Annotated in this window: 17 protein-coding genes; 8 read left to right on the top strand and 9 right to left on the bottom strand. The window is 58.3% G+C overall.

The features are described 5' to 3' along the window. Positions 1-3: 3 nt before the first annotated feature. Both BLO49_RS12605 and BLO49_RS12600 read right to left on the bottom strand, forming a co-directional pair. A complete protein-coding gene (locus BLO49_RS12605; RefSeq protein ID WP_090649172.1) occupies positions 4-672 on the bottom strand; it encodes a ChrR family anti-sigma-E factor in 669 nt (222 codons plus the stop codon). Continuing rightward, the gene (locus BLO49_RS12600; protein WP_090649169.1) at positions 669-1,292 is read right to left on the bottom strand and encodes a sigma-70 family RNA polymerase sigma factor; all 624 of its coding nucleotides are present in this window, start codon (positions 1,290-1,292) and stop codon (positions 669-671) included. Before BLO49_RS12600 ends, BLO49_RS12605 begins: the two co-directional genes overlap by 4 nt. 155 nt (positions 1,293-1,447) lie before the next feature. On the opposite strand from BLO49_RS12600, the gene BLO49_RS12595 reads away from it, so the two are divergent. From BLO49_RS12595 to BLO49_RS12585, 3 genes are read left to right on the top strand one after another with little or no spacing between them, the layout of a single operon-like run. Then, positions 1,448-2,797, top strand: a complete 1,350-nt coding sequence (locus tag BLO49_RS12595) for an NAD(P)/FAD-dependent oxidoreductase (protein WP_090649166.1) — start codon at positions 1,448-1,450, stop codon at positions 2,795-2,797. Then, a complete protein-coding gene (locus BLO49_RS12590) occupies positions 2,797-3,558 on the top strand; it encodes a DUF1365 domain-containing protein (protein WP_090649163.1) in 762 nt (253 codons plus the stop codon). The genes BLO49_RS12595 and BLO49_RS12590 overlap by 1 nt, the downstream gene beginning before the upstream one ends. A gap of 4 nt (positions 3,559-3,562) precedes the next feature. Beyond that, positions 3,563-4,405, top strand: a complete 843-nt coding sequence (locus BLO49_RS12585) for an alpha/beta hydrolase (RefSeq protein WP_090649721.1) — start codon at positions 3,563-3,565, stop codon at positions 4,403-4,405. Here the strand turns inward: BLO49_RS12585 and BLO49_RS12580 are convergent. From BLO49_RS12580 to BLO49_RS12570, 3 genes are all read right to left on the bottom strand, one after another. Beyond that, a complete protein-coding gene (locus BLO49_RS12580) occupies positions 4,402-5,919 on the bottom strand; it encodes a tryptophan halogenase family protein (RefSeq protein WP_090649160.1) in 1,518 nt (505 codons plus the stop codon). The genes BLO49_RS12585 and BLO49_RS12580 overlap by 4 nt on opposite strands. Before the next feature lie 95 nt (positions 5,920-6,014). Beyond that, complete coding sequence (locus tag BLO49_RS12575; protein WP_090649157.1) at positions 6,015-8,813, bottom strand: TonB-dependent receptor; 2,799 nt, start codon at positions 8,811-8,813, stop codon at positions 6,015-6,017. Between the two features lie 403 nt (positions 8,814-9,216). Next, positions 9,217-10,239: a LacI family DNA-binding transcriptional regulator gene (locus BLO49_RS12570; protein ID WP_170828333.1), complete on the bottom strand. Its 1,023-nt coding sequence runs from the start codon at positions 10,237-10,239 to the stop codon at positions 9,217-9,219. 329 nt (positions 10,240-10,568) lie between these two features. On the opposite strand from BLO49_RS12570, the gene BLO49_RS12560 reads away from it, so the two are divergent. After that, entirely contained in the window at positions 10,569-12,314 is a 1,746-nt protein-coding gene (locus BLO49_RS12560; protein ID WP_139159687.1) for a hypothetical protein, read from the top strand. A gap of 447 nt (positions 12,315-12,761) precedes the next feature. On the opposite strand, the gene BLO49_RS12555 is transcribed toward BLO49_RS12560, so the two are convergent. Further along, positions 12,762-13,817 (bottom strand): 1,9-bis(guanidino)-5-aza-nonane synthase, encoded by a 1,056-nt coding sequence (locus BLO49_RS12555; RefSeq protein WP_090649148.1) that lies wholly within the window; start codon positions 13,815-13,817, stop codon positions 12,762-12,764. Positions 13,818-14,354: 537 nt separating this feature from the next. On the opposite strand from BLO49_RS12555, the gene BLO49_RS12550 reads away from it, so the two are divergent. Beyond that, positions 14,355-15,410, top strand: coding sequence for an AraC family transcriptional regulator (locus tag BLO49_RS12550; protein WP_245679014.1), 1,056 nt, complete (start codon positions 14,355-14,357; stop codon positions 15,408-15,410). A 125-nt stretch (positions 15,411-15,535) separates the two neighbouring features. Here BLO49_RS12550 and BLO49_RS12545 read toward each other — a convergent pair whose 3' ends face one another. Further along, positions 15,536-16,816 (bottom strand): type III PLP-dependent enzyme, encoded by a 1,281-nt coding sequence (locus BLO49_RS12545; protein ID WP_425388805.1) that lies wholly within the window; start codon positions 16,814-16,816, stop codon positions 15,536-15,538. 310 nt (positions 16,817-17,126) lie between these two features. On the opposite strand from BLO49_RS12545, the gene phnD reads away from it, so the two are divergent. After that, positions 17,127-18,170, top strand: coding sequence for a phosphate/phosphite/phosphonate ABC transporter substrate-binding protein (gene phnD, locus BLO49_RS12540; protein ID WP_090649142.1), 1,044 nt, complete (start codon positions 17,127-17,129; stop codon positions 18,168-18,170). Positions 18,171-18,277: 107 nt separating this feature from the next. Here phnD and ahcY read toward each other — a convergent pair whose 3' ends face one another. Both ahcY and BLO49_RS12530 read right to left on the bottom strand, forming a co-directional pair. Beyond that, entirely contained in the window at positions 18,278-19,669 is a 1,392-nt protein-coding gene (ahcY, locus tag BLO49_RS12535) for an adenosylhomocysteinase (RefSeq protein WP_090649139.1), read from the bottom strand. A gap of 80 nt (positions 19,670-19,749) precedes the next feature. After that, on the bottom strand, positions 19,750-20,601 hold the full coding sequence (locus BLO49_RS12530; protein WP_090649136.1) for an aspartyl protease family protein: 852 nt from the start codon (positions 20,599-20,601) through the stop codon (positions 19,750-19,752). Between the two features lie 89 nt (positions 20,602-20,690). On the opposite strand from BLO49_RS12530, the gene bioB reads away from it, so the two are divergent. Together bioB and BLO49_RS12520 are read left to right on the top strand one after the other, a co-directional pair. Then, complete coding sequence (gene bioB, locus BLO49_RS12525; RefSeq protein WP_090649133.1) at positions 20,691-21,686, top strand: biotin synthase BioB; 996 nt, start codon at positions 20,691-20,693, stop codon at positions 21,684-21,686. Between the two features lie 57 nt (positions 21,687-21,743). Further along, positions 21,744-23,105: a hypothetical protein gene (locus BLO49_RS12520; protein ID WP_090649130.1), complete on the top strand. Its 1,362-nt coding sequence runs from the start codon at positions 21,744-21,746 to the stop codon at positions 23,103-23,105. Positions 23,106-23,135 lie beyond the last annotated feature (30 nt).

Raw genomic sequence — 23,135 nt, 5'->3', positions numbered from 1 at the left:
GGCCTAGATCCTCGCAATGGGCTTCAGCAGCCAGCCCAGCCAGGTCTTGGGGATGATCGCGGCTTCCTGCGCCACCAGGCACAGGCAATCGACATCACCCATCATGACTGGCATATGGCGGTCATCAGCCTCGTCGCACTGGGTGAAATCGCCGCGCTGGTAAAGCCCCTTGTGGTCCCGGTATTGCCCCTGGAGCATGACGGTAATTTCCCGTCCGCGATGGGTATGCTCGGGCATTTCCATGCCGGCTTTTACGCACATCAGATAGGTCTTCGCCGCTCTGGGCTCACCCGGCAAGGCGATGGGCGCCATCCAGACACCGGGCGCCACAAAATAACGGCCACGGATTTCGGCGCTTTGCAGCGAGGGCGGCAACTCGAAGCCTTCGAGAAACGCCGGCCGCCTGGCCGGGGCGGGCGCATCGCTCACTTCCGGAAGGTCGACCGGTCTTTCAATCCGGGCCAGGGCCAGGTCCAGCGCATTATCCGACATCGCCACGCCTTCCGTCGTTTCCAGCAGGGCGCCGCCGATCGCTGTGAAGACCCGCAGGTCATCCCGGCACTGCGGGCAAAGGTCGAGGTGTGTGCTGACGCTCAGGCGCAGGCCGGGCGCCAGCGCGCCGCGGAAATAGTCCCACAAAAGGTCTTCACCCGGATGGTGAATGGCACTCATGATTTTACTCCGGTACTCTTGCCGTCCATGGCGGTGCGCAGGCGCGTCATGGCCAGGCGCAGGCGGGATTTAACGGTTCCCAGCGGAATGGACAGGGTCTTGGCGATATCGCTTTGCGACAGGTCTTCATAGAAGGACAAGCGCAGGATATCCTTCTGTTCGGGCGGCAGGGCATCCAGCATCTTCTTAATAATCTGCGCCGATTGCGTGTCGACAATCTGCTCGTCGGCCGCCTTGTCGCCATCGCCTTGCCACAGGTCTTCGGGCAGTTCCCTGACCCGTTTGGCCTTGCGCGCGGCATCGATTCGCAGGTTGCGGGCAATGGAATAGATCCATGTCACCGCCGAGGCTTTGGAGGCGTCGAACATGTGCGCCTTGCGCCAGACATTGAGCAGAGCTTCCTGCGCCAGGTCTTCGGCCTCCTGCGCCGTCATCCCCTGGCCCATGACAAAGGCCTTGATCCGGGGCGCGAAACGGGTGAACAGGGTGGCATAGGCGGCGCGGTCCCTTGTGCCGGCAATGCGCGTGATGAGCGCTTCGGGCGTTTCGGCGCAGTTTTTCGAGTCCGGCGATATCATGCGGACAGAAGAGCCGATTGTGAGGGCGCGGTCAAAGTGCATTTTGTCCGTTTCAGGAATTCAGCTATCAGGCGGGTTGTTTTCGCGTATCTGCTGCTTCTACGGCGCGTCACAGGGACTGGATCACACCCCGGTGATCCATGCGGCCGGGGCGGGCGTAAACCCTGCATATCAAAAGCAAGCACAACGGCAGTTCAATGGTTACCCCCGCGAAGTCCAAAATCGCCATTATCGGCACCGGTATTGCCGGCCTGTCAGCGGCCTGGATGCTGAATGACACCTGCGATATCACCGTTTTTGAAAGCGAGGCCGAGGTCGGTGGCCACAGCCATTCCGTCAATGTCGGCACGGCGGATAATCCGCTGTGGGTGGATATGGGGTTTATCGTTTTCAATGAGCCCTGCTATCCTAATCTCGTGCAATTGTTCAAACATCTGGATGTGCCGCACCAGCTTTCCGACATGTCGTTCGGCGTCTCGATCGACAAGGGCCGGCTGGAATATTCGAGCCTGGGCCTGAAAGGGCTGTTCGCCCAGACGCGCAACCTGTTCCGTCCACGCTTCCTCTCCCTGCTGCTCGACATTATGCGCTTCTACCGTGAGGCGCCGAAAGACCATGCGGCCCGCGCCCGCGAGAACTACCGGCTGGGCGATTACCTAAAGGACCGCAATTACGGCCGCGCCTTTATCGACGATCACCTGTTGCCGCAGGCCGCCGCCATCTGGTCGACCTCGGCCAGTCAGATCATGGACTACCCGTTCCGCGCCTTTATCGCCTTTTTCGAGAACCACGGCCTGTTGCAGATCATGGATCGCATCCTGTGGCGCAGCGTCATCGGCGGTGCGCAAGCCTATGTGACAAAACTGGTCGCGCCGTTTGCTGATCGTATCCGCACCCAGACGGCCATCAGGCGCGTGACGCGCGGCCCGAAAGGCGTGGTGCTTCACGATCAGAATGGCGTCAGTCATCTGTTCGACCAGGTGGTTTTCGCCACCCATGCCGATGTCACGCTGAAAATGCTGGCCGATGCCACGGCAGATGAGAGCGAAACCCTCGGCGCCTTTACCTATACCCCCAACGAGGTAGTGCTGCACACCGATGCCGCCTTCATGCCACGGCGCCGGGCGGCCTGGTCGAGCTGGAACTATATGGGCGAACGTTCGGCGTCCAATGAGCAGCAGCTTTGCGTCACCTACTGGATGAACCTGTTGCAGGTGCTGAAAACCGACCGAAACTATTTCGTTACCCTCAACCCGACACACGCGGTAGACCCGGCGAAAGTCATCAAGCGCATCGTGTTCGAGCATCCGCTGTTCAATGCCCGCGCAATAGCGGCACAAAGTCGGCTGGGGGATTTGCAGGGCCATAACCATAGCTGGTTCTGCGGCGCCTATTTCGGCTCCGGCTTCCATGAGGACGGCCTGCAATCGGGCCTGGCCGTTGCCGAGGCGATCACGGGTAAACGCCGGCCGTGGGATTTCGACTGGCGCCAGAGCCGCATTGCCTACAATCCGTGGGAAGAACCGGTGCGTGAGGCGGCAGAATAGTGAAAAGTGGGATTTACACAGGTGAGGTCATCCATCAGCGGTTTGTGCCGAAGGCCCACCGCCTGAGCTACCGCATTTTCCAGATGCTGATCGATCTCGATGAGCCCAAAGAGACGCGTTTCTTCTCCCATAATCGCTTCAACCTGTTCAGCTTTCATGACCGCAACCATGGGCCGGACAAGGCGCAGGCCCGGACAGCGCCGCTGCGTGATCGGGTGGCGAAGTTATTATCCGGACACGGACTATATGCTCGCGGTGACCGGTTGTTCCTGATGGCCATGCCGCGCGTGCTCGGTTTTGTCTTCAATCCGATCAGCCTCTATTTCCTGCAATCAGGCGATGGTGTCATGAAGGCGGTGGTTTATGAGGTCAATAACACCTTTGGCGACCGCCATTCCTATGTCCTGCCGGTCCGGCAGGCGGGTAAGCGCATCCGCCAGGCCAGTGAAAAGCGACTGCATGTCTCGCCCTTCATGGATATGGACATGGCCTACAGCTTCGACCTGATCGAACCGGCCGAGACCTTCGCATTGAAAATTGACCTGAAAAAAGGCGATCAGCAAGTTCTGTTCGCCGGTTTTACAGCCTTGCGAAAACCACTGCGTGACCAAACCCTGCTGTATCTCTTTTTTACCATGCCGCTGATGACGCTCGGTGTTGTCTGGGGCATTCACTGGGAGGCGTTGTTGCTGTTCCTCAAGGGTATGCGCCTGCGGCCGAAGCCGCCGACCGAAAAATCCAGCGTCAGTTTAAATGCCTGAGCGCATGGCCAGACGTTCCCTGCTCGCCGTGCTGGGCCTCGCGCCGCTTCTGGCCGCCTGCAACACCCTGTCCCTGTTCAACACCTTCACGCCGAAGGACGAGGCCACGCGTGTGGCGCGCGATGTGCCGTTTGGCGACGATCCACGGCAAAAGCTGGATATCTATGCGCCGAAAGGCAGCGGTCATGATCTGCCGGTGCTGGTCTTCTTCTATGGCGGCGGCTGGAATTCAGGCTCGAAAGCCGACTATGTGTGGATGGGGCATTCCCTGGCAGCCCTGGGCTATCTGGTGGTCATCCCGGATTACCGTCTGGTGCCGCAGGTGCTTTACCCGGTCTTCCTCGAAGACAATGCCCTGGCCATGAAGCATGTCATAGCTCACGCCGGCGCCTATGGCGGTAATATCCGGCGTCTGGCCGTGATCGGCCATTCCGCTGGTGGCTATGAAGCGGCCATGATGGTGCTCGATCCGCGTTACCTGGGCGAACCGTCACCTGTGAAAGCGTGCGTCGGGATTGCCGGGCCCTACGATTTCTATCCGTTCGATGTGCCGGCCTCAAAAGAGGCCTTCGGCCAGTGGCCGAGACCGGAGGAGACGCAACCTGTGACTTATGCGCGCAAGCTGGATACGCGCTTCCTGCTGATGCAGAGCCGCGCCGACACGGTGGTCGGCGTCCACAATGCGGTCAATCTCGATACCCGACTGAAGACGGCCGGCACCGACGTGACGCTCAGGCTCTACGACAACCTGACCCATCCGGATACAGCGGCGGTCTTCTCCGTGCCCTTCCGTAAAAAGGCGCCGCTGCGCGCCGATGCGGCCGATTGGCTTAAGGCCAATCTTTAAACGGTAGTGGCTGCGCAGTGGCGCGCGATAAACGCATCGTGCGACGGCATGGCCGTCACGGCCTTGTCCATGGCCATCTTCATGCCGCTCATGAAACTGGCTAGCGCCTCCTGCCCCACGGTTTCTGTCAGCGGCGAGGCCGCCTTCGGCATGATGCCCTGGCCGATCAGCACCTGCACCCAGCTATCCTCACGGAACAGATCGCCCTCCTCGACCAGCAGCCGCCCGTGTTGCCGGAAATAGTCCATCTTGTGCGCCAGCGAGTCCGGTATGGCCATGGTGCGGCAGTCGCGCCAGAAGGGTTCGTCGCGTTCGTTGGCGTGGTAGTGCAGCACCAGGAAGTCGCGGATATATTCGTATTCCCGACGGCAACGGCGATTGAACTCCTCGATCTCGACCGGATTGAAGTCCTTGTCCGGGAAGAAGTCGAGAAAGCGCGTCATGACCGACTGGACCAGATGGATGGAGGTCGATTCCAGCGGCTCCATGAAGCCGGAAGCCAGGCCCAGCGCGACACAATTCTTGACCCAGGTCGCCTTGCGCCGTCCGGTGCGGAAACCGATGACGCGCGGGTCGGCCAGCGGTTCGCCATCGAGGTTTTCCAGCAGGATGCGCGTGGCTTCGTCATTAGTCATGGCGCCAGAGCAGAAGACATGACCATTGCCGGTGCGGTGCTGCAACGGAATGCGCCATTGCCAGCCCGCCACATGGGCCGTGGAGCGCGTATAGGGCAGGATTCCGACAGATTTATCCGCTGGCAAAGTGCAGGGCACGGCCACCGCGCGGTCGCAGGGCAGCCAGTGCGTCCAGTCCTCATAACCGGCCTTCAGCGCGCCCTCGATCAGGACGCCGACAAAGCCGGAGCAGTCAATGAACATATCGCCGGCAATGACTTCGCCGCTGTCCAGGGTCAGGCTCTCGATAAAGCCGTCTTCCGGCCGCAGGTTGACGCCGGAGACCTTGCCCTCGTGCCGCACCACGCCCGATGCCTCGCAACCGCGGCGCATGAACTGCGCCAGCAGGCCGGCATCGAAATGGAAGGCGCGTTCCGGCCCCGGCAGATTGCCTTCGATCCGTGGCTCGCGCGACATTTTCCCGGCATAGGAAACCTGCGTATTCAGGCTGTAATCCCACAGAGACCCGCAGTCCTCGCCGGCTAGATGACGGCGCAGCCAGTACTGATAAAAGGGGACGATGCCGATGGGGGCGCCCGGCGTACCGAAGGAATGCATGTAGCTTTCGCCCTTGCGCCGCCAGCCGTCGAATTCGATGCCGAACTTGAACGTGCCCTGGATATTTCGCAGGGTCACGTCTTCATCGAGTCCTAAGAACCGCAGCAGCTTGATCAGGGGCGGGATGGTCGCTTCCCCGACCCCGACCGTGCCTATGGCCTCGGATTCGACCAGGGTGATGTTGAGGCGCTTGCCCCAGGTCCGTGAGGCCATGGCCGCCGCCATCCAGCCGGCCGTGCCGCCGCCCAGAATGACGAGTTTTCGGATGGGTTCTGCTGGCATGGATATCCCCGTTTTTTTCGTAGATTACACACTTCCCAAACAAAAACATCCGCCGATCCGAAGACCGGCGGATGCGTTCTGACATGGGTCAGGTTTTAGTAGCGGTAGTTGACACCGAAGAGGTAGGTGCTGCCATATTTTTCCTCGCGGATGGTATGGTCGCGCTGGCCCTTGCCCTGATAGAGGGTGAAGGGTTCGTTGGTGATGTTCTGCGCCGAGAGCGACAGCGAGAAGCCCTTGAGCGGACCATTCTCGAAGGCATAGCCGAGCTGGGCATCATACACCGTTTCGCCATGCACCCACTGGTTTTCCAGGGTGTTGGTGTAGTTCGGCACCTCGCCCAGGAAGTCGGCACGGTTGCGGCCGCTGATACGGGCGGAGAAGCCGTACTTTTCATAGTAGAGCGTGGCATTGATCACGCGCTTGGAAAGGCCCGGCACATCCATATTGGCATGGCCGGTCGGGTTGATGCTCGAATCGTTGAACGAACCCGATACGATCACGCCGAAGCCATCGAGCGGCGCCCACAGCAGTTCGCCGGGGACGGAGGCCGACAATTCCAGGCCCTTGATGTAACCACCCTGGCCGTTGGCCTGGGCCGTCGTCAGGCCGATGCGGTTTGCGTCGGCATTGTTACACACGAAGGTCGTTGTTGTGCCGCTGGTCACCGTACAGTAGCTCGGCAGTGGTACGCCGGTATAGTCGTGGATGATCGACTGGTTGAAAATGAAGGTGGTCAGGTCTTTGTAGAAGACTGCTGCCGACACATAACCCTTGCGGCCGAAATATTTTTCCAGCGACAGGTCGTAGTTGTTCGACTTCCACGGCTTGATGTTCGGGTTGCCGCCGCCGCCGGTCCAGTAAACAGGCTGGCCGTTGATCGTGCTGCCCGAGGTATTGCCGTCGGTCACCACGCTGAAGCCGGTGCCCGCCGCCATGTCGTCCATGCGCGGACGGGCAATGGTGGTGCCGGCGCCGAAGCGCAGGGTGGTGTCGTCCGCCACGGCGAAGTTCAGCGAGAGCGACGGCAGGAGGTCGGTATAGTTCGTACCGCCGGTGACGGGCGCGGAATCGCCGCCGCCGGTGGTATAGAGCGACACGGCCTTCTGGTCGGCGTGTTCAGACATGACGCCGATATTGCCGGTCACCGGGATATTGAACAGGGTGGTGTCGATATCGGCACGAATATAGGCGTAGTCGATCTTTTCCGTCACCGACCAGGTCTTCTGCAGCGAGGCCGTGGTGGTGTCTTCCTTGAAGGCGAAGAAGCCGGATTCGTAGAGGCCAAGGGCATCATAGGAGATCATGCCGCTGTTGTTGCCGAGGAAGTTCGCATCGGTGGTGCCGGTGCGGTAGGCTTCCGGAACCACGGCGTAGGCGGCGCCCTTGATGCCGATATAGCCTTCAACCCCGACCTTGGCCTTGGTGTGTTCGGTGTGGTTGAAACCGAAGGTGACGCCGCTCAGGAAGCCGTTGTCGAATTTGCGCGACGCCGCGACCTTGGCCGCCTTGATTTCGTCGGTGATGTGCGGCGTCTTGACATAGCCGGCGCGGTTGGCCAGCGGACCGCCCCAGCCACCGGGATCCGTCAGGAAGACCGTGTCGAAATCGCTGTAGTCGACCACGCCAGAGATAGTGGTCAGGCCATAGGCGCCCTGGTCGAAAGTGATGGTGTCGGTCGCGCCCGAACCGCTGGGGCCGGTGCCGGCGGTGGATTCGATCAGGGCGTCGTCACGCACCACCTTGGAGGTGCTGAGATCGGCCATCAGCGACCAGTGATCGTTCAGGTCGTAATTGACATTGGCACCGAACGAATCGAGCTTGGACTTGCGCTGGTTGATGTAGTTTTCAACCACGGTCTTGACGCCGGTGAAGACGCCATGAGTGACGAACTCGTCATTGGTCGTGTAGCCGGGCTGAAGCTGGTTGGCGCCCCAGGCCAGCGGATATTCGAGGCGGGCGATACGCTGCAACTCGTTGAAATCCGAGTGATAGGCATCGAGGGTAACGTGCAACTGGTCATTCGGCTTGAATTCCAGGACGCCCATATAGCCGTCACGCTTCAGGTTCGACGAATCGACGGCATCCTTTTCACCGCCGGTAATCAACAGCGACTGATCCGCCGGCAGACAGGCCGAGCAGGACGGGAAGCCCCAGGATTCCTTCTTCTGGGTCTGGTAAGGCGAGTCGGTGTGTGCATAGCCGAGCGCCAGGCCGATGGTCTTGTTGGCGAACTGGTCGATATACATCGCCGAGAAGCGGTTGCCGGTATTCTTCATGCCGCCGATGGCCGCATCTTCCGAGTTCATTTCACCGCGCAGGTTGACGGCGAAGGCTTTCTTGCCATAGGCCAGCGGGCGCACGGTCTGCAGGTCGGCGGTGCCGGACAACCCTTGCGCCACCATGCCGGCGTTCGGTGTCTTGTAGACCACGACCTGGCTGATCAGTTCGGACGGATACTGGTCGAATTCGACCGAGCGGTTGTCGTTGGTAGACACCTGCTCGCGGCCATTCAACGTGGTCAGGGTGAAGTCCGGGCCAAGGCCGCGGATGCTGAGCGTCTGGGCGCGGCCATTGGTGCGCTGGGCGGCGATGCCCGGCAGGCGGGCGATCGATTCAGCGATCGAGGCGTCCGGCAGCTTGCCGATGTCTTCGGCCGAAACGGCTTCAACGATTTGGGATGACTTCTTCTTGGCCGAGATGGCGTCCTGGATGCCGCGGCGGATACCGGTGACCACGATCGTGGTGGTATCTTCAGCAGGTGCGGGGGCGGCGGCCGTATCCTGGGCCATAACGGGGACGGCGAAAGCGCAGGCCGTTGCAATGGCCGCGGTGGCGCCACAGGTCAGCAGGCGCGTACGCAGCGCTGCATTTTGACCCTTGGAATTACGCATAAGGTTTCCTCCTGGTGTTGCGTTTCGATCTTCAACGCTTGCCCTGTTCTCAATGCAGGACATTCGCCTTTAGACATCTCAACCCTCACGGCACTCTGACGGCGCCTGTTGAACGTGAGTATCTATACAACGCGGTTCTTTTTGCAATGCCTTGCAAAATTTTGCAGACGGAAACCTGTACATTTCGTAATCATGTGGCTTTCAAGATACGAAATTGAGAAATTTGGGGCATATTTAGGCGAAAATATCGTATAATATCCCGATTATTACGCTATATGCGGGCGGAAGTCTGTCGATTTGTTTTTGACGAAAATCGCAAAAAATTGCAAAAATATGCAAAAGATAGCGCTAACATCCTACGGGTCATGACAGCGTTTACCGCTGACGGAACGAATGTGAGATGTCAGCCGCCGCAGGATTCGCGGACAACCAGCTCCGTGGAGACGATTTCCGAATGGCTCTCATCATTGGAAATGGAGCCGATCAGCTTGGAGACCATCAGCTTGCCGGCGCGCGCCAGATCCTGGGATATGGTGGTCAGAGACGGATGGGTGAGGCTGGCCAGGGTGATATTGTCATACCCCACCACGGAGACATCTTCCGGTACGCGCAGGCCGGCGCGCATCAGGCCGCGGATAGCGCCGAAGGCGATGATATCGGAGCAGGCGAAGAGGCCGTCGAATTTGATCCCCTTGTTGATCAGGTTAAGGACGGCGGCCTCGGCGGAGGCGATTTCGAAATGGGTCGAAACAACCAGGCGCGGATCGGGCGCCAGGTCATTCTCCGACAGGACATTGAGGTAGCCCTGATAGCGCAGCTTCATCTCCACGCCTTCCGTCTCGCCGAAATAGGCGATACGTTTGCGCCCCAGGCGTACCAGGTGGGAGGTGGCGCGCGTGCCGCCCTGAAGGTTATTGGAACCAACCGTGCAGTATTTCTGGCCGGGGATTTCCTGACCCCAGACAATAAACTTGTTGGTTGAGTTGGCCAGGTGATTGAAGCGGTCGTGCAGGTAGCTCTGGCCAAGGAAGATGACGCCGTCGGCCTTGATATTGGCCATCAGGGTGGCGAGGTCGTTCTGGCTTCTCGGCGTCAGGTGTGACAGCAGGAGGTCGCAGCCCATATCGCGCGCGGCCTCGCCCACCGCCGAAATCAGTTCCTGATAGAAGGGATCGGAAAACCGGCCTTCGCGGCCATGCGGCGGCGGGATGACAATGGCGATGGTGGCCTGCGAGCCGGACATCGACATCGGCATGTCCTGGTTCAGGACGTAATTGTGGTCGCGGGCGATCTTCCAGACACGCCGTTTGGTGACGCGGTTGACGGCGGGGGAATCGTTCAGGGCGCGCGAAACCGTGGCGACCGATACGCCGGCGATCCGTGCGATATCTTCAAGCCTGACCTTGCCTGATATGGTGTCCATCATCCCTAAATCCCCGTCCGCTTAAGCGGATTTCCGTTTAGAGAACACAATTTTCCTTGCGAAAGCAAGCGCTTTCAATCTTTTGAAAAAAATGCGCTACGCTAAAACTGGCTAAACCACGATGTTGAGGTAAGAGCCGGGCCGGCGCAGAGGCTGGCTGGTGTCCTGCGCGACGGGCGGCTGCGCCGGCGCAGGGGAGGCACTTCCGGTGGCCTTGGCGACATCGGCCGCCGTATAGGTGGCGGGCGTGATTTTGGGCGCGCTAACCTGCTGAAAAAAGGCTTTCTGCGCCTGGAGCGCGTTGGCAAATCCGGTTGCGGCCGGCGCCGGTTTTGCGGCTGCGGGTGGCTGCGGATTCAGCATTTGGGCAAGGGAGGGCCGGATGGGTGTGGTCATGCCTGAACCCTACACAGAATCAGGTATTTAAATGGTTAACGCATTTTAAGGCCGGGTTAATTATCTGCGGCTTAGGGGCCCTGCTATCGACCCTAAATTTTTACGTTTTTCTGCGCATATGGCGGTCAATTCTTTCCGTCGCAGGTGTCATGTCCAGTCTCCAAAGTCTTTTTGTTACTGCACGACAAAGGGTTTCCGGCCGGCCTTATTTGTGGGTCTTTATTGTCCTGCTGCTCTGGACGCTGATCGTGCGCCTGCCTTTTTTGCATGTGATCCACGACGATGAGGCGTTCTACAGCGTGGTTGCCTCGCGCTGGCTCAACGGAGAGCCGCCCTATATCGCCAGTTATGACATTAAGGCACCTGGCATATTCGCAATACTGGCGGGCTTTCAGGTCTTGTTTGGTGCCCATCTGATCGTCATCAAAGCGGTTGAGATGCTCACTACGCTGTGGGGGGCGTTTGGGCTGTTCAGGCTGGTCGCCCACGCCAGCTCAAGGCGGCTGGCCCTGCTTGTGGCTGCCCTTTACCCGCTCTATTCCCTTTTCCTGATGGGCGTATCCTCGCCCACGCAACTGATTGAGGCGGCCTTCACCATCGAAGCCTTTGCCCAGATTGGCAGGGTCGAGGGGGAGGTTTACCGAAAGCACCTCATTGCGCTGGCCCTGGCCGCTCTCATGATGGGGGGCGCCGTTATGGTCAAGCAGACAGCGGCCTTTACAGCCCTTGGCTTGTTCGGCTGGGTGGCCTGGCATTCATGGCGCCAAAGGGATTTTAAATCTCTTGCCCTTTTCTGTGTCATGGGGGCAGTGCCAACTATTGCCTTTGGCCTCTATTTTGCGGCAATCGGACACTTTAGAGACGCTTTCGATACCGTCGTTTTGACGGCGCTTGACCGGTCCCAGGTCGATATGTCCGAAAAGCCTGACACCCTGCACCTGGGCTTCCTGCTTCGGCTCTGGCATTTTCCCGCTTTTTACAAGCCCATGCTGGTCATCACGGTGGGGGCTTTGCTGGCGGTAATGCGCTTGCCGCGACTGAAAACGGCTCTGTCTTCCTCATTCATACATTTGATCATAATCTGGTATGTGACCGCTGTGGCGGGCATATTGGTCAATCAGTCACTGGTCATCTGGTACGGCTTTACACTTGTGCCGCCGACCCTGATTCTGTTCTGCGCCGTATTGTATCACGGAATAGGCTTCAAGGCGCAGTGGCGCGTCATCGGGATAGGGCTCTATCTATTGGCCGCTGTCATTCAGCCCTTCGTTGTCGAGGGTTACACGCTTTTCAATCCTGGGCCCTTCGGCCCGCCGGATTATCGTGGCAATGTGCGCGCGGCCGAAAGTCTGAAGGCAAACGGCCTGAAGCCGGGCGACAATCTGCTGGTCACCGGTCGAGGTCATTACGTCTATCTTATGGCGGGCGCCTTGCCGAAAGCAAAATATTTCAATGCCATGCACCTGATGTGTACCTTTCCGACGCCCGACAAGGATCCGCTGGCGGTGGCTTTTTCCACGCAGCCGGATTTCTTGGTGGTCTCAGACAGGGGCTTTTTCATGGGCTGCCGGTTGCCCGAGCGCGAGGCCGCGATTACCGACGAACTGGCCCGACATTACCGGGCCGTGTCGCGCGTATCGGGGGACTGGGACAATTTCACAATCTATCGCCGCAAGCCGTAGCGAGGCGCTTTTAGATGGCGAAACGCAAAAATTGAGTGAGACCCTGAGTTCAATGATCTCCATCGACCATAACCCATAAACGCAAAACGTCAGAGAGACCCTGATGGGGCGCAATGGTCCAAAAACGCAAAACGTTAGCGAGACCCTGATGGGACGCAACGGTCACGACCATTGCCGCATACGCTAAACGCAAAACGGAGACCATTGGGGGGCAATGGTCTCCGTCGCATGCCACCGGTTTCGAGGGGGGGGATGATCCCGGTGACGAACTTATAGCTATCAGGCAGTAAAGCCTGCTCATATTATGAGTTATAGCTTCGAACCCTTACTTAATACTTTATGCGGAAAATGCTAGTGCGATGCACAAAATATCTCCGCATTTTATTGGATAATCTCCCGGTCTCACGCTTTTTTGAACAGAATATTGCGTGAGGCCGGAATCGCCTCTTAAGCGAACAGTTTCGCCCAGCGCGGCTTTTCACGGCCCTGCCAGGCGCCGCGGTGATAGGCGTCGGAACCGATCAGCGGCACAACGGTGGTGGCTTCGGCGAAGACCATCTGCTCATAGGTGGTCGAGACCTTGCCCCACGAGGCGGCTTCCTTCAGCGTCGAGGACGAGCAGGCGCCGTCACGAACATCGGCCACGGTGATCTGCACGGCATATTTGTGCATGTCGGCTTCGACCCCCAAAATCTCGGCACAAACGACGGTGTCCTGGGCGAAGTTCTTCGGCACGCCGCCGCCGACCATGAACAGGCCGGTGGTGCCGGCGGCGATCTTGATGTCGGTCAACTCGCGGAAATCGGCCACGGCATCGATGGTCAGGTAGGGTTGCTTGGCGGCGATGCGTTCCTTCTGGTGCTTGACCAGGCCGAAACCGGCGGAGGAATCGACGAAGGCCGGGCAGAAGATCGGCACGCCATTCTCATAGGCGGTCTGGATCAGCGAGCCTTCCTTCTTGGCATTGCCGGCGGCCAGCCACTTGCCCATCTCCCAGATGAATTCGCGCGACGAATAGGGGCGCGGTTCCAACTGGTTGCAGATTTCCAGGATCGTGTGGTCGCAGTTCTGCAGTTCTTCTTCGTCGATATAGGTGTCGTAGATGCGGTCGATATAGTTGTCGCGCAGCACATTGTCGTCCACCGGACCGGCGGCCTGATAGTGCTTGAAGCCGAGCGCTTCAAAGAAATCCATGTCGACGATCGAGGCGCCGGTGGCGACCACGGCGTCGATCATGCCGAACTTCACCATGTCACGGTAGACGTGCATACAGCCGCCGGCCGAGGTGGAGCCGGCCAGGATCAGCCAGGTCGAGCAACCCTTGTCAGCCAGGGCCATGTTGAAGATGTCGGCGGCGCGGGCTGTATCGCGCGACGAGAACGACATCTTGCGCATCGAGTCGATGATCGGACGGGCGTCATACGAAGTGATATCGACGTGCTCGACCGTTTCGGCCAGCAGCGATGCCTTCATGTTGGATTGGGGAGTGGTATCTGCGCTCATGTTTGCGTTCCTTTGAGAAGCGCCCCGGTGCGGGGTGGATAAAGGTGGACGCCCGTCATTTACCCGCTATCCCCCAGACGGTGCGATGGGGAGGGTATTCAGAAGTGGCGGCCTATAGACCATAGCCGGCTGTTTTGCAATTCTTGTGACATATGTTTGTGGCGTCGGTGTGATCGACGCGGTCGGGCAATGCGGTCCTACTTTATAAGGAAATGGTAAGTCATTATCTTGCCTCAAGCCGGGCGTATAAGTTGGCGTTAAAACAGTGTGATCGTCTTTATTTGAGTGAATTTAATATATATAAGAAATGTCAGACGAAATTTGGATAAACGCATTCGTTTTATGGATAATTTAGGAAAATTGCTTTAAATTACGATCGTAGATCGAATTGTACTTAATGGTGCTGTGGATTATTCCGGAAGACTAGACGTTTTTTTCGGAATACGGCCTTCCCGGTTTATTATCGGATAGCCGTTCCCTTTCAAGGGAGGTTCTTTTGATTTACTTCCATATCGATTCTTTCTGGCGAGGTGCCAGATGACAGATTACGGGCTGGAACGAAACCGCATGCAGGGCAATCCTTTGGATTCCATTGAGACCTGGCAATGCGAAGGCAGTGACTTCGACAGCTTCCAGAAAAGTATCTGCAAGTTCTTCGACTGGAGCTGCGCGCGCGATCTGGATGGTCCCGATTTCACCTGGCAGATGTATCTGGGCGTGCTCAAGCCGCATGACACCGGGGCGGCTGCCCACGCCATCATGGCGCGGCTGATTTCAAGCTCCGGCTTTGTCCAGTTGCAGAGCGAGGCCAGCTATGACGTGGTGATCGTCATGCCGGTCAAAGGCGCCTTATCGCTGCAACACAAGGACGCGGCGGTGCAGAAGATAGCGCCCGGTCATGCCATCATCTATCAGCCGATGACCGAGACGCGCATTTCTCATGCCGCCGATGGCGAGACCTGCGAGGTCTACCTCATCAAGCTGTCCTATGCGTGGGTCCAGCGTTTCCTGTTCGATATCCTTCAGTTGCCGGTCGAGCGTGATCTGCACCTGGGTCCGGTGATCGACCTGGCCACGCCAAAGGCGCGGGTTCTGTCGCGGCTGGTGGAGACCCTGTGTTCGGATGCCTTCACAGCCCAGAGCCGCGACCTGTCGGGGTCGTTGCAGCATCGCCTGGTCGAAACCTTCAGTCACCTGCTGCTTGAAAGCATTCCGCATCGCTACAGCGAACGTATGCAGGCCAATAAGGGCGGTCCGATGCCGAACTATCTGCGACTGGCGCGAGATTTCATGCACCGCGAGGCGCGCAGCAATCCGAGCATGGTGGCTGTGGCGCGGGCGGCGAATATCAGCGTCCGCACGCTGGAAACCAGCTTCCGCCAGCATATGGATGTGACGCCGCACGCCTACCTGCGCACCCTGCGCCTGAAAATGGCGCGCGAGGCGCTGAGCGATCCGAATGATACGCGGCCGATTGCCGAGGTGGCGGCGGATCACGGTTTTCCGCACGCTGGCCGCTTTGCGCAGTATTATACGCAGTTGTTCGGGGAGTCGCCCTCGCAGACGCGGCGCAAGGGGCCTGGCGCCGGCTGACTTATGGGGCGTGGGGCCTATGGCCCCACATCTTCTTCTATCCATTAAAAAAGCCCCGCCCTAAAGGCGAGGCTTTTTTAATGGGCAGGACAGGACTTGGGGTCACGGACCCCAAACCCCATAAGTTATGCCTTCGCCTTGACGCGCTTCTTGCCGCGCTTGCCGCCTTTCGGGCGGTTGAGGCGGACGACCTTGTTGTCGTCGGATTCCATGAAGCCGCGCGGATTGGTCAGGCTGCGCGGCCCCAGGCCGAACAGCGAGGCCATCGGCGCGTCATCGAGGAAGACGGTTTCCGTCTCACCATAGCCATTGAAACGCGTGCCCATGGTGACGCCGTAGGCGCCCAACATGCCGATCTCGACATAGTCGCCTTCATTGACATCCGCCGGCAGCCAGAACGGACCCGGCATGGAATCGATGGAATCACAGGTCGGGCCGTAAAAGCGGAAGGGCTTCAACTGCTCGTCATCATGCGTCTCATCAGGCCGATGCAGGCGTACCGGGAAGGGCCACTTGGCGTGGGTGGCGTCGAACAGATTGCCGTAGGAGCCGTCATTGAGATAGAGCGCGTCGCCCTTGCGCAGTTCCACCTTGGTCAGGACCGAGGTCGATTCCGCCACGAGGGCGCGGCCGGGCTCGGCCCAGAGCTGGGTTTCCTCATGCACCTTCATCTCGTTGAAGGCGCGGTTGATGGTGTCCATATATTCCGAAAGCGCGGGCGGGATCATGCCGGGATAGACTGACGGGAAGCCACCGCCGACATCGACGATATCAGCAAACACACCCGCGCGGACCAGCGACCGCGAGGCGGCGGCCATGGCGGCGGCATAGGCGGTAGGGCGCATACATTGCGAGCCGACGTGGAAGGAGATGCCCATCATGTCCTGCGTCGCCTGGCGGGTGGCCAGCAGCAGGGATGGCGCTTCGTGCGTCTGAGCGCCAAACTTGTTGGTGAGTGGCAGGTTCGAGCCTTCGCCGGAGGTGGCGAGGCGGACAACCAGGTTCAGATCCTTGGCATTGCCCGTGGCCTCCAGGATCTTGGCCAGTTCTTCGTGCGTATCCAGTGAAAAGGTGCGGACGCCGAAATCGAAATAGGCGCGGGCGATCGACACGCGGCTCTTGACCGGGTGCATGAAGGCCAGGCGCGCCGCCGGCAGGGTGGAGCGGACGAGTTCGACTTCCTGGATCGAGGCGACATCGAAGGAACGCACACCGGCGGCCCACAGGGTTTCCAGAACCCAGACGGACGGATTGGCCTTTACGGCGTAGAACACATCGCCTTTGAAATTTGCCTGAAACCATTGCGCGGCAACTGTGACGGGCGCGCGTCGCACGAGGGCGACGGGACGTTCCGGAGGCTGCTTGCGGACCAGGTCCAGGGCTGTTTGGTAGTTTTCCACCAGCATACCCTTAGATAAGTTAAACCCAGACCGGCGTTAGCAGCGATGCCTGAGCCTCAATTCTCTCAAAGATACAATATCTTTGCGAAGGAAATGAGGCAGGACCATTTGAACTCGGGGTCCGCCGGAAGTGGCGCATAAAATAGTGGAATAGTTGCGCATGTAAAGGGATAAACCCGACCCGGATGTAAAATTTGCACCGGACCGGCCGCACGCCCATCAAACCGGTTGCCAGCAGGGTAAGATGCCCCATATGATTCCGGGGGCGATCTAATTCGGGCCGGTCAGGTTTCAAACGGGAGGGGGATGGCGGTTCATGACCTTGTACGCTTTATCACATAAGGCCCTGGCGGGCGCGCTGATCACGGCGTGCCTTGGCCTGTCCGCGTGCGAGCGTCTGGGAAACGGCATCGAAGCCCGCCGCGAAATCGCCTTTTCCGTCCTCTCCAGCGATGACGTGCGAACCCAGGCCCTGTGGGCGCCCGTCGTGGCGGACCTTCAAAAACAGACCGGTCTGAAGGTGAAAATTGTCCCTTCCGCCAATTACGACGCCCAGGTGCTGACGTTCCAGACGAAAAAGGCCCAGGCGGGCTGGTTCACCAACCTGAGCGGCGCCGAGGTGCTGGGGCGCGGCCATGGCGCTGTTTTCGCCGGAGCGGAAGGGATCACCGCCTACCAGAGCCTGATCATTGTGCCGGCCGCCTCGAAGTTGAAGGCGGAAGACCTGCTGAAATGCAATCGCAAGCTCACCCTTGGCCTTGGTGAACGCCGGGCCGCCGCTTCGGGACAGGCGCCGCTCTACTATTTCTTCCAGCCGAACCGGATCAATATGAAGACCTGCTTCAAGGCTGTGATGACCGGCACGGCGGATGAAAACATCGACGGCGTGATATCCGGCAAGCTGAATGCCGTGGCCGTCGATACCGATATCCTCCAGGCCCTGCGGAAAAACGCCCCAGAGCGCTTTGCCAGGGTGAAGGTCATCTGGGCGTCAGAGGCCCTGCCGGAAGACGTGCTGATCTATCGGGATGATCTCGACCCGGTAACACGTGAAAAGCTGCGTTCCTTCTTCCTGAGCTATGGCCGGTCGCCGGGCGCGGAAGGCGACCGGCAGCGCAATATCCTGAAAGCGCTGGAACTGGGGGGCTTCGCGCCGGAGGACGACGACCACTTCATTCCCATCCGGCTGATGAAGGCGTCGGTCGAGCTGATGCAGGCCGAGCGGGCCGAAAACAAGGCGCTGATCGCCAGGGCAAAAGAGCGGCTGGAAAAAGCCCGCGCTGACAAACGCGCCGCGGACGCCGCCACCGCCCCGCAGGCACCCGCCGATGCGCGGCCGGCCTCTTTATCTGCGAACTGAGGCTAAGCCATCGAGGTCAGTGTGCCCCCTGGTGGCCGTTCGCCACAGAAGAGCGCAAGCAAATCACCGGTGCAAAGGCGTTCACCTTTGCACCGGTCCATGCCGGCTTAGTAACGGTAGTGATCCGGCTTGAACGGGCCATCGACCGGCACGCCGATATAGTCGGCCTGTTCCTGGTTCAGCACGGTCAGTTTCGCACCCAGCTTGGCCAGGTGCAGCAGGGCCACCTTTTCATCGAGGTGCTTCGGCAGGGTATAGACCGACTTGTCATAGGTCTTGCCGTTCACCCACAGCTCGATCTGCGCCAAGGTCTGGTTGGTGAACGAAGCCGACATCACGAAGGACGGATGGCCGGTGGCATTGCCCAGGTTCACGAGGCGGCCTTCGGAGAGCACGATGATCTTCTTGCCATCCGGGAATTCGACATGGTGGACCTGCGGCTTGATCTCGTCCCACTTGAAATTGCGCAGGGCGGCGATCTGGATTTCCGAGTCGAAGTGACCGATGTTGCAGACGATGGCGTTGTGCTTCATTTCGCGCATATGTTCCAGGCGCAGCACGTCCTTGTTGCCGGTGCAGGTGACAAAGATATCGGCAGTTGAGGCCACCTCTTCAACCGTGCGGACCTCATAGCCTTCCATCGCGGCCTGCAGTGCGCAGATGGGGTCGACTTCGGTGACGATGACGCGGGCGCCGCCATTGCGCAACGAAGCGGCTGAGCCCTTGCCGACATCGCCATAGCCGAGCACCACGGCGACCTTGCCGGCGAGCATGACATCGGTGGCGCGGCGGATAGCGTCGACCAGGGATTCGCGGCAGCCATAGAGGTTGTCGAACTTCGACTTGGTGACCGAGTCATTGACATTGATGGCCGGGAACGGCAGGTCGCCCTTCTGCGCCATGGCATAGAGGCGGTGAACGCCCGTGGTGGTTTCCTCGGAAACGCCCTTGATGGCGTCACGGATGGCCGAATAGAAGCCCGGCTTTTCCTTCAGGTAGCGCTTCATGACCTTGTAGAGCGCTTCCTCTTCCTCGTTCTGCGGATTGTCCAGCAGGGCCGGGTTCTGTTCGGCCTTCGGGCCCAAAACGCAGAGAAGCGTGGCGTCGCCGCCGTCATCGAGGATAAGGTTGGGATAGCCGCCGTCGTGCCATTCAAAGATCTTGTGCGCATAGTCCCAGTATTCTTCAAGGGTTTCACCCTTGATGGCGAAGACCGGCGTACCTTTGGCGGCGATGGCGGCGGCGGCATGGTCCTGCGTCGAGAAGATGTTGCACGAGGCCCAGCGCACTTCGGCGCCCAAGGCCTGCAGGGTTTCGATCAGCACGGCGGTCTGGATCGTCATGTGCAGCGAACCGGCGATGCGCGCGCCCTTCAGCGGCTTGTCCTTGCCGAACTCCTCGCGCGTGGCCATCAGGCCCGGCATTTCGCCCTCGGCGATGTCGATTTCCTTGCGGCCAAAGGCGGCGAGCGAGAGGTCTTTTACAATAAAGTCGGCCATGATCGGATTCCGTTTCAAGAGATATGAGACGGCTTATAGCGATCCGGCAGCGAATTGGCAATAAACATATAAAGATATCTTTATATGTGCCCGGCAGAAGGGGCCAGCCACAGCTTTCCGGCCGGCACATCCCAGTAGGTATGCAGGCGGCGCAGCACATCGAGCCCGACCGTGACATCATGTTCCAGCACATTGTCGGAAATTTCCGCAGTGAGATCATGGAAGGCTGTGCCGCCAATCTGGATATTGCGCACCGGGCTAAGGATCAGTTCACGCAGGCCATTGACATCGCCGCCCAGGGTCGTCGATTGCGGGCGCCCCGCCAGCAGGCCGTGACGCTCGGCCCAGTCGCGTTTTAAGATCAGGGGAGCACTGACCCCGGTATCGAGGCTGGCGCGGACCGGACGGCCCTCCAATTCCATATCCACCACAAGGGCGCCGTTCGGACTCCGCGACAGGTCAAGGCCCCTCATGCCGACGGCGGGCCGCGGGCGGCGGAAACTGGCCCGGCGTGCGGGGCCATCAAGATCGAGCGGATAGTGGTTCAGAATATCGCGGCCGATCAGCATGTCCGAAGTGAGGCCTGCCTGTTTCATCGGCAGGATCATGACCGGCACGGTATAGGCGGCATCGCCGGCACGAATAACCACGGGCGCACTTTCTCCGGCGGTGATCTGACCATAGACCGCTTGCCCGCGGCGTTCACTGACAGCGATCAGGCCCAGTTTTTCAGCGACGCCGGCATCCATCAGGGTGGCGCTGGCCCCACAATCGAGGATACCCCGTAAGGGTTGCCTGCGGACCATTACCGGCATGACCAGCCCCTCATTGGTCAGGCGCAGATTAAAGCCCAGTTCCTCGGCGCGAACCGCAGGCGCCATAAAACCAATGGCTGTAAGGGTGGTCAGAATTTGGCGGCGATCGAGGGTCATGACAGCAGGTTATCGACGGAAATGAGCAGAATTTGGGTGCCGGCATGGCGCAATTGGACTAATCAAGGCGCAAAGCTAAGGATTTGATGATGAACGCACCCGCTTTTACACTCCGCCACGATTGGTCCAAGGACGAGATCGCTGCCCTTTTCGACCTGCCTTTCATGGAACTGGTCTTCCAGGCGGCAAGCGTGCATCGCCAGAGTTTCGATCCATCGGAAGTTCAGTTGTCGCAACTGCTTTCGGTGAAAACCGGCGGCTGCGCCGAAAACTGCGGCTACTGTTCGCAATCGGCCCATTTCGATACCGGCCTGAAAGCCGGCAAGCTGATGGCGGTCGAGAAGGTACTATCCGAAGCGCGGACCGCGAAAGAGGGTGGCGCACAGCGCTTCTGCATGGGTGCGGCGTGGCGCGACCTGAAGGACCGCGATGTGCCGGCGCTCGCCGCCATGATCGGCGGAGTCAAGGCAATGGGTCTGGAGACCTGCGCCACGCTCGGCATGATCACCCCGGATCAGGCACGTGCCCTGAAAGAGGCTGGGCTCGACTATTACAACCACAATCTCGATACCTCGCCGGAATACTACGATCAGGTGGTCACCACCCGCACCTATCAGGAACGGCTGGATACGCTTCAGGCGGTTTCCGATGTCGGCATGAAGACCTGCTGCGGTGGCATCATGGGGATGGGCGAGGCGCGCGCGGACCGGGTGTCGTTCCTGCATCAACTGGCCACGCTGCCTCACCATCCGGATTCCATTCCGATCAATAACCTGGTTGCCATTTCGGGTACACCTCTGGGGGATAAGGTCGGCAACGATGGTGGCATTTCCGGCATCGAGTTTGTCCGCACCATCGCTGTGGCGCGTATTCTCTGCCCGAAGTCTATGGTGCGCCTTTCGGCCGGTCGCAACGAAATGAGCGAGGAACTTCAGGCCCTGTGTTTCCTGGCCGGCGCCAACTCGATCTTTATCGGTGACACCCTCCTGACCACGCCCAATCCGCAGCCCGGCACCGACGCCCATTTGCTGCAGGTGCTCAATCTCAAGCCAATGAGAATGGCTACAAATGCGAATATTTCATAGCATTTGATTCGCAGATGGAGCTACTTACCAAGCGCACCAAGTGGTCAGGAGCCTCCAATGGCTACTCAAATAAAAACATCAAATCAAAGCGAAATTGGAAGTAAAGTTGCTCGCTTTATAGAGATGCAAACTGCTGTCTTTGACGGCTACCGAACTCTTTACGAATGGGTAAGGAGAAGCTTAGCTGGGGCGAATGATCAAACAAGCTACGAAGTGGCTAAGCGTATATTTAAAGATGTTAGCGCGTTCACAGGTCAGTTTGACGAATTTGATGTCGCTTTCTGGAATTATCTATCTGATATTGATAATGCTCGTGAAAAAGTGGATCATATTGTCGCCAAGCATGGATACAGCGATCATAAAGAGTACTTTTTCTCAAAAATTGAAACCTGCGTATCTACTTTGAATGAAGTCATTACTGAGTTAAACGCTTCAGGTATAGTTTTAAATATTTTTGATTCAAATGAATCTATATTAGATTCAGGCGCTTCGTTTTTAGAAAATTTAGAAGATTCATTAGAAGCGTTGTTCGATATCGCCGAGGAACTAATTGAAATCGATGTGACTGAACTCCAAGTAGGCGAGTTATCAGAATTACTTCAGACTCTTCCGCCACAACGGCCAGCTCCGCTCGAAGTAGTTGCGACTAAACATGCATTCAAGCGCAAAGTACCAGCAAGGTTTCAATCTCGCGTTAGCAATGCCTCAATTACTGACGCCGCATCGGCACTGGGTGAAGTTTTAACCGACACATTGGAGGAATTGAATCGCTCCAACTGCGATAAACGTGTGCTAAAAGCCTTCGAAAAGTGCGTGAATGAAATATCTAAGGAGTCGACGACATTTTCACCGATCCGATTCGGGGTGTATGTAGGGGTTGCGGAATCCTTTAAGGATGCAATTTCAGAAGAGTTCGGGGCTTTCTTGTCGCGACAAGTTGTTAGCGCGATTCTACAATGCGAAATTTTTCTAAGAAATTTTGAAGCTTGGCAGCAATATGCTGAATCTGCTGAAATTGAGCAAATAAAAGATAGTACGGAGATTCTTGAGGTATTTTATGGGCTTTTGGAAGTGCCGCTGTTCGATCATGATATTCTTGAATTACTCGACGAGTTAAAAGCGGATAAGCGAGATTTAGGCAATTCAAGCAAACTAGATTACGGTATCTTTCAAGGCATTTCCAATGTTATATCAGAGGTTTGCCGCCAGGGACTTAGGTACATTTCATCGGTTCCGCGAAAGGCCGCTTCCTTGTTTGGAGAAATTGCTAAAGATGGCATGAAAAGTACTATTGGCATTTTGGCGCTGAGTTGGCTGATAAATAACAGTGCGACTATAATTGCTTTCAGTGAAAAATATGCCTTTCTATATTGGATCAAACCAATCATCGACTTCGTTATGAAGTTGAGCGCTCAGTGAGTCTATTATAAAGTGAAATTAGCCGTCAAG

Origin of the sequence: Asticcacaulis taihuensis, assembly GCF_900100255.1 — a bacterium.
GTDB lineage: Bacteria > Pseudomonadota > Alphaproteobacteria > Caulobacterales > Caulobacteraceae > Asticcacaulis > Asticcacaulis taihuensis.
Note: the sequence above shows the minus strand (reverse complement) of the source record. Positions and strands in the feature narration are given on the sequence as shown.